This is a genomic window from Salipiger sp. ABF4_146 (assembly GCF_056161345.1).
In genome coordinates, this window is sequence record NZ_JBSWYX010000068.1 from 1 (window position 1) to 1,121 (window position 1,121).

Below are 1,121 nucleotides of genomic sequence, written 5' to 3' on the forward strand. Positions count from 1 at the left end.
TCCAATACCGACGCCGCGTTGCTGCACTGCTCGGACAAGGTGCGCTGCCTTGTCGTCAAGCACACCGGCGACCAGACCAGCTGGATCGATGGCCGCGACGTCGACGTCAAGGCGCTGATGGAGACCGCTGGCCCCGACTGCCCGCCGCGCCCGATGAACGCCGAAGACCCGCTGTTCATCCTTTACACCTCGGGCTCCACCGGCAAGCCCAAGGGTGTTGTGCACACAAGTGGTGGATATTTGGTTTACGCCGCCCTCACCCATGAGATCACCTTCGATTACCACGACGGCGACGTCTATTGGTGCAGCGCCGACGTGGGCTGGGTGACCGGCCATTCCTACATTGTTTACGGGCCCTTGGCCAATGGCGCCACGACGCTGATGTTCGAGGGCGTGCCGACCTACCCCGACGCCAGCCGGTTCTGGCAGATTTGCGAGAAACACAAGGTAAATCAGTTCTACACCGCCCCCACCGCGATCCGCGCGCTCATGGGTCAGGGTGACGATTTCGTAACCAAATGCGATCTATCCTCGCTGAAGCTTCTGGGCACGGTGGGCGAGCCGATCAACCCCGAGGCGTGGAACTGGTACAACGACAAGGTCGGGCAAGGCCGCTGCCCGATCGTCGACACTTGGTGGCAGACCGAGACCGGCGGCCACCTGATGACCCCGCTGCCCGGCGCCCATGCCACCAAGCCGGGCGCGGCGATGAAGCCGTTCTTCGGCGTGCAGCCGGTGGTGCTCGAGCCGACCTCCGGCGTCGAGATCTCCGAGCGTCCGACCGAGGGCGTGCTGGCGATCAAGGACAGCTGGCCGGGGCAGATGCGCACCGTCTGGGGCGATCACGAGCGCTTTGAGCAGACCTATTTCCAGCAGTACAAGGGCTACTACTTCTCGGGCGACGGCTGCCGCGCCGACGCGGATGGCGACTATTGGATCACCGGCCGGGTCGACGATGTGATCAACGTCTCGGGCCACCGCATGGGCACCGCCGAAGTGGAAAGCGCCCTCGTCGCCCACGCCAAGGTCGCCGAGGCGGCAGTGGTCGGCTACCCGCACAGCGTCAAGGGTCAGGGCATCTACTGCTACATCACCCTGATGAACGACATCGAGCCCAGCGA

The 1,121-nt window shown here is 64.4% G+C and carries 1 protein-coding gene; it reads left to right on the forward strand.

The window, feature by feature from the left end; translation table 11 throughout:
• Positions 1-1,121: AMP-binding protein (locus ACXAJT_RS27570; protein ID WP_475242211.1), on the forward strand; the 1,121-nt coding region annotated here is incomplete at both ends.